The following is a 5464-nucleotide window of genomic DNA, read 5'->3' as shown; positions in this document are numbered from 1 at the left end:
CAAAAGTCAGCAGGTGATTATCTATTTCCCTTTTATCGTTAATACTAAGTTCTCCTTCAAATTCCACCTCACCTAATTTTACGCTTTTAGGGTTAAAGCCAATTTTCTCCAGTTCATTTTTCACTACCATTATGCAGCGGTTACAAACCATATTCTTAATGTAAACTTTCATCTTCTAATATTTATAGAGGCAAGTTATCTTTCCTAAGAAGAAAAGGGTACAAATCCGTGCATTCCTCTTATCTCAAAACTGACGAGTCATGTCATTCAGGCGTGCGAAACCTTTAATCCAGTGAACCGATCCCATTGGACAGGATGTGGGATTATGACCATATGCCCGATTTTGTAGCTATCTTTTTTTTTCAGCCCATTTCTTATGCTTCTCGAGATACGCTTTAAACTCTTGGAAGGTCATGCCTTCGGTTTCTCGAGATATTCTTTCTTTCTCTTCACGAAAGAATTTTACGCTATCAAATTGTTTTTCTTTAATCTCTGGTTCCATAATTCACTATTTCTCTTGGTGATCGGATGTCTAATTGTACAAATCCGTTTTTAATATTTACAGAGTTGTAACCTCTTATTCTAAATACGTTTACGATATGTTTAAAATTCCAACTAACAAGGTAGTCGACTTTATTCAAAGTGGCGGTTGCAATGTGAAGGCAATCATCAAAACTTGTTTTGCCTACTACCTTTTCTGCAATGTATTGATTTGCAAGCGAAAAACATTCCTCCATGATTTCAACTTTCAACATATTGGCAGCAGGTAAATTTTTGAAATGTATTTTTATTTTTTCAGGCGCATTTTTTAATTCTGTTATGGTCAGATCTGAGTAAACGCAAATTATTTCTCCATTCTCAACCATCTGAAACAACTTTTCTGTCTCTAAACGAAACTCTTTATCATAAATCCCACCGAATACAGAGGTATCAAAATATAGCCTTGGTTTCATAAAATAAAGTTACCTATTTTTCTCTTATTGCTCCCCAATATGCGCTTTTATCTTACAGTCAACATTCTCGCGTATGGCTTGTGCCGGTTTTCGAAGCTCTTTCCAGTACTCCGGCACGAACTTGTCTATTTCCCCCCTAAAACTTTGGATTTTGTAGTTCAATCAGCTTAACACTTATAAAAGGCGTGTGGCTTGATTAATGATTATCAGTTAAAAAAGTTGGCCATTCCACCAGGTGATGTGGAGAGTGTTTTGGTCCCAGAGGATAGGGGCAAGCTATGCCAGTCCATTCAAACCTGAAATCACTCCATGGGAATGTGAAACCCGAAGCATTCATGAACACTATGGAAAATAAAAAATACGTGAATAAACCGACTTCATTTCTGTATTTGGTCGTCCCAGGTGGATTGAAGACCGATTCTGATCACTTCAATAAATCCTCCCTTGGGAGGTTCTTATCAATTTCGTATAATTAACTCTAATTTGCACTTTCCTTTTTTGTAGGTTACTCCACCTATACAAGTTGCGTGTCCGGCATTTTGATATGTCTTACCGTCACAACCACAAACAGGGTCATTTTCATTTGACAGGTCAACTCTATGACACCATTCAGGTATGTTTTTTTCGCAGGGTTCGTTGTCATTTTTACATTGAGTAAAAATCAATAAAGTAATTGCAAGCAATAGAAATGTTGTCTTTTTTATTTTCACCATCTATTTCAAGTCTTAATGTTCTATCTATATGGAGTCCTCCTTCAATACCAAGTAACGTGATTCAGCTTGGAGATGGCGGGCTTTCGGAGCCGTACCTTCAAACTTACTCTTAACTTCTTAAAGATATTAAACTTTCAATTTACTCGGAACCGCCCGCTGGATCCAAGGTGATGTTAGCATACGTTTTCCTTTTTCAATAAGATACTCTATACCAGTTCTTATCTATTTTTTTGTTTTTGTGTAATCCATTTGAATAAGCTATTCTTTCTTCTATTTCTTTGATTTCATCTTGGTCTTCTGAATATACAAATGCTGAATAATGGTCTAAAAATCCTCTATTAATGAAAAATTTAACTGTGAAAAACCCTTCACTTGACTGATAAATTAAGATTTCATTTCCACCGTTAGAAATCGGAGGGAAATTCCAGTTGCTTAATTTTGCTATTCCATTATTATATTCTCCATTTGGTTGGATCTTGCCCTCTTTTATTAAATCAATTATCTCTTCTCTTTCTTTTTTCCTTAAATTCCAGTCTAATTTTTCTATTAGTATTTCACCAAAAACCAAGGTCAAGCTTCCAATTAAAAAAGTTAATCCAAGGTTAATTTTGGGTGTTCTTTTTATCTGGTCTGATTTTTTAACCATTACAACAAGAAGCCAAATTGTCAATCCAAATCCTAAGACTACATAAGGAGCAATAATTAATATTGCTATCATTCCAAAGGTGTAGTAATAGAATAAAGGAGCTTGGATAATTGCCATGAATAGCAAAAAAAATGAAAGGATACTGTAAATCTTGCTTGTGTTCATTTAATGTATGCTAAACCATGTTGTAAGCCGTTTTTTATTCATTTTCCCAATAATATTCCAATAAAGAATAAGCAAATCCATGTATCTTTTGTCTCAAATCTTTATCCTGTTTTGGAACTGCTTGTAATTGTTCTTTCATGTCCAAGTAAACACTATTTTTCAATCTACTCGATACATAATCTAAATGCTTAAGTTCATTTTCGATTTGCTCCTTAAGTACTATTTTATCAATTGTTATACTCTCTAATAGTCGTAATCCTTTATCGAAAATTATATTATCAAATAAATCATTATATCTTTTGTCAAGAAATCGTAATCCATATTGTTTGTAATCATCGACAATGGTCTTAACAATCTTGGTTGTAGTGTCAATTTTGCCGTTATGAAAATAGTAGGCTTCTTCAATCGGAATAATACCTTTATTCTTTTTGAGTACAATCAAATTTACATGTTGCGTTAGAATCCCGCTATTATAAGTTCCGATGTATCTGTATGTGGGATTTAGAGTCGAAGAAACTGAACATGAAAAATTTTTATCTTTTAATCCAAAAGACAAGTGAAACGTTTCATAGATTTTATAGTTGTCAATACTCTTTATACGCTCAAAAAAATAAACACCATTTTTATAATCCAGCAATGGAAAGTCAGGGATTTGCTCCTTGAAATTATCAATCAAGATAGTTTTAATCTCACCACGTTTCAAATCTCGACTATTGTCAATTTTTTCAGTCTTTTTCTTTATTTTATTAATCCAATTCATTTTCTAATCTATATGCTGTGCGGTTTTCCAAATGGCTTACAACGGTCGCATATATGAAATGTTGGGGCTGCGGGCGTCATCACTGTCTGCCGCTACAAAAGCTGGTGCGGGGCAGAAAGGCTCAAATAAATACTTATCCCCCAATATTTTATATATAATGTTGTGCTTAGTAATTTATTGGTCGATTTCGATTTCTTCTATTTTCAATCCCGTTTTCTCGGTTAAAAATGAAAATATTTTGTCATCATTTATATTTGGTGTTCTTAAGTTATCATTTGTTCGCCATGCATAATTGTCATTAAAAACAATCGCATAATGAGGTTTCTGAACAATATTTCCATTAGGGGCAACTGTCTTTTGAAAATGAATAATTTTAGTGATTGATTCTAATTTGTATTCAGTCGGTTTAAAGGATTTAAATTCATTTATTTCTATTTTGGTCTCTTTAAATTTTACATATGAATTCAAATTTAAGCAAACTAAAGTCGAACTAAATATTACCAAAATTATTCCCAAGTATTTCAGTAGTCGGGTTGCCTTAAATCCGTATTTTCGATTGTAATAAGTCCAGTAATTAGATTCATTAGTTTTAAAAATCCATTTTGAAATTTTGAATATTGAGCAAACCGCATATCCCAAAGAAGACATCATTGCCATTACAATCCATGTTCCTATGTTTGGTTTAATAATATGAAGTATTGATTTGTCATTTGATGTTGACCAATCCGATAACCAATCAAAAAGAATGGTGAGTCCAACCGTAAATGAAGGTAAAAGAATAAAGAACAGAAATAGTAAAAGAAAATCCTTTCTTTGAAATTCAGTCCGTAATTCATCGGTTGACTTTGAATAATCATCTTTCTCAAGTCTAAATGAAAAAAGTCCTTTTAAAACAAAAACTGTCAGAACAATAATAATCCCAATTTGTATCATCACTTAGTTAAATGGTTAGTTCTGTCTTGGTGTCTTTTTTATTATTAAGCACAACTTGTTTATACCCCTGACCTGGTCAGGGGTATACCACCCTTTCCAGAAGAATAACCCTGATAAATGAGGATTTTTATCAGGGTTTAATTATACTTATTTTTTTTTAAAGATCATCAAATGGCGATTTGATATTTTGAAGACTCTTGGTACTTGTAAAGTCAAAGGCTAACTTACGAGTGAATCAGCTTTTCAAGTACTCGACTAACTTTCCCAATCTCAAACCTACCAACCGACTGATCCATTTTCTCCCTGATTTCCTCAGAGCAAAGGTTTCCGATACTTCCTTCGTGGGTATGGGCGACTTTTTCCTGATCTGGTTGAAAATCGCTTTTCTCAATTGCATGGCCAACTTGTTTGTAGGCATCCCTGAATGGTACGCCTTTCAGGACAAGGTCATTGACTTCCTCTACGCTGAATACATGTTTGTAAAATGGGTCAGCAAGGATATTTTCTTTTACCTTGATTTCTTTGAGCATAAAAGTACTCATGCGGATGCAGTCCAATAAGGTCTCAATTCCGGGAAAAATGGCTTCTTTCAACAATTGCAGGTCCCGATGGTACCCGGTGGTCATATTGGTCAACAACAAGGTGACCGTATTTGGGATAGACTGGATCTGATTGGTTTTGGCACGGATCAGTTCAAAGACATCCGGATTTTTTTTGTGGGGCATGATGCTGCTTCCTGTGGTAAGGTCATCCGGAAAGGAAATAAACCCAAAATGTTGGTTCATAAAAATACACACGTCTGCCGCCAGTTTGTTCAGTGTGCCTGCTATTCCCGATAAGGCAAAAGCGATGTTTTTCTCTGTTTTCCCCCGGCTGTTCTGCGCATTGATGACATTGTGGTGGAGGTCTGCAAATCCCAGTAATTGGGTGGTAAGCGTTCTGTCCAAAGGAAATGAGGAACCATATCCGGCAGCGGAACCCAAAGGGTTTTTGTTGGCAAGGTTATAGGCAGCCAACATCAGTTCCAAGTCTTCGGTAAGCCCTTCCGCAAAAGACCCAAACCACAAACCAAAGGAGGATGGCATGGCCAGTTGGGTATGGGTATAGCCCGGCATCAGGTTGTTTTTGTGTTTTTCAGAAAGTTCAATCAGTAGGTTGAACAATTCTTCCGTAGCCTCAATGATTTCCCTGATGGCAGACCTGTAATATAATTTTAGATCTACAAGCACCTGATCATTTCGCGACCTTCCACTGTGGAGTTTCTTACCCACATCCCCATATCTTTTCGTCAATA

7 protein-coding genes are annotated in these 5464 nt (G+C 35.3%); all 7 read right to left on the bottom strand.

What is annotated here, in order from left to right:
• Positions 1-349 precede the first annotated feature (349 nt).
• Positions 350-502 (bottom strand): hypothetical protein, encoded by a 153-nt coding sequence (locus tag ACEW8U_RS22920; protein WP_373524384.1) that lies wholly within the window; start codon positions 500-502, stop codon positions 350-352.
• Positions 486-953, bottom strand: coding sequence for a PIN domain-containing protein (locus ACEW8U_RS22915; RefSeq protein WP_373524383.1), 468 nt, complete (start codon positions 951-953; stop codon positions 486-488). The genes ACEW8U_RS22920 and ACEW8U_RS22915 overlap by 17 nt, the downstream gene beginning before the upstream one ends.
• A gap of 514 nt (positions 954-1467) precedes the next feature.
• Entirely contained in the window at positions 1468-1596 is a 129-nt protein-coding gene (locus tag ACEW8U_RS22910) for a hypothetical protein (protein ID WP_373524382.1), read from the bottom strand.
• A gap of 263 nt (positions 1597-1859) precedes the next feature.
• Positions 1860-2477 carry a hypothetical protein gene (locus ACEW8U_RS22905; protein ID WP_373524381.1) on the bottom strand — a complete coding sequence of 206 codons (618 nt, stop codon included), beginning with the start codon at positions 2475-2477 and terminating at the stop codon, positions 1860-1862.
• 34 nt (positions 2478-2511) lie between these two features.
• The gene (locus tag ACEW8U_RS22900) at positions 2512-3237 is read right to left on the bottom strand and encodes a hypothetical protein (protein ID WP_373524380.1); all 726 of its coding nucleotides are present in this window, start codon (positions 3235-3237) and stop codon (positions 2512-2514) included.
• 174 nt (positions 3238-3411) lie between these two features.
• Positions 3412-4173: a hypothetical protein gene (locus ACEW8U_RS22895; protein WP_373524379.1), complete on the bottom strand. Its 762-nt coding sequence runs from the start codon at positions 4171-4173 to the stop codon at positions 3412-3414.
• A 221-nt stretch (positions 4174-4394) separates the two neighbouring features.
• The coding region (locus ACEW8U_RS22890) for an argininosuccinate lyase (RefSeq protein WP_373524378.1) at positions 4395-5464 on the bottom strand (1070 nt) is incomplete at its 5' end.

Origin of the sequence: Aquiflexum sp., assembly GCF_041751335.1 — a bacterium.
Classification (GTDB): Bacteria; Bacteroidota; Bacteroidia; order Cytophagales; family Cyclobacteriaceae; genus Aquiflexum.
This window is presented reverse-complemented; position numbering and strand designations above follow the sequence as displayed.